The 1,066-nt window shown below is 56.8% G+C and carries 1 protein-coding gene; it reads right to left on the bottom strand.

Going from position 1 to position 1,066, the window contains the following annotated elements; translation table 11 throughout:
- Positions 1 to 153: 153 nt before the first annotated feature.
- On the bottom strand, positions 154 to 675 hold the full coding sequence (locus M511_RS19055; protein WP_254901077.1) for an IS5 family transposase: 522 nt from the start codon (positions 673 to 675) through the stop codon (positions 154 to 156).
- Positions 676 to 1,066: the final 391 nt, after the last annotated feature.

The following is a 1,066-nucleotide window of genomic DNA, read 5'->3' as shown; positions in this document are numbered from 1 at the left end:
CAGAAAGGGAATAGGTGGACGACTTTTACGCCGCCCGCAGCAGCACCAAGCCACCGCTACCGTGGACGAATTTCCCACCGCCGTTCTCATCGCGCAGTGTGTAGATGGTCATGTTGACAACCGTTCGAACCTTGCGGTTCTTTCGCATCGGGATCATTGGCAGGGCGTTGCGGCTCTCGATATCTTCCCGAATTTTTCAGAGTCATAGCCCCCGTCTGCGACCAGGACGGCTGGCTGCGGCAGGTTGTCAGCCATCACCAGATCACAGCCGGTGTAGTCGGAATCCTGCCCCGGCGTGATCTCGGTCCTCATCGGGGGGGGCCGCGCCGTCGACGCGTAGATGGATCCTGGTCGGGAACCCACCTCTCGAACGGCCAGGAGCCTCTTTCGGAGTCCCCCTTTTGCGCCCGCCGCATGATGATGGGCGCGGATCACGGTGCTGTCGACCATCTGCAGCTTGTCCGGCGCGAGCTTCGCGTGGTTCAAGGCATCCAGGATGTCCTCCCGCAGCCCGCCGATCGTCCAGCGCCGGAACTGCCGGTAGACAGATGACCACTTGCCAAACTCGATTGGCAGGTCCCGCCAGGGCGCGCCGGTCCGCGCGATCCAGAGAATGCCATCGAGAACAAGACGATGGTCCGCAGGTTTCCTGCCCGTTAGGGTGCCGGACGGCACGAATGAAGCCCTCAAAGAATGTCCATTCGTCGTCGGACATCAGGTTGCGTGCCAAGCTCATCTCCTACGTAGAGATGAGTTTGAATCACAGGGCGCAGGCCTGTGGAATCCCTTTCGTCAACATCACCTAGCAGCATCCATCGGATTTTTTAAACTCTGCGTATATGCGTATCTGTGCCTATCTTTTCCGATACCCAGCAACCAATCTTCGGGCTTGCTCAATACAGATCCGCTGAGCAAGAAATCATAACCATCTCATAAACCATATTTTCCTGCAAATCAGCTTCTGCTTCATCAACTAGTCACCTGAATCTAGGGTCAGGACCCATTGATTTCAGGGTGGTGTCGTGATTCACGGTTCGAAAACGAGCGGTGAACATGTCTGATCTTT

It is taken from the genome of Paracoccus sp. J56, assembly GCF_019633685.1.
GTDB lineage: Bacteria > Pseudomonadota > Alphaproteobacteria > Rhodobacterales > Rhodobacteraceae > Paracoccus > Paracoccus kondratievae.
This window is presented reverse-complemented; position numbering and strand designations above follow the sequence as displayed.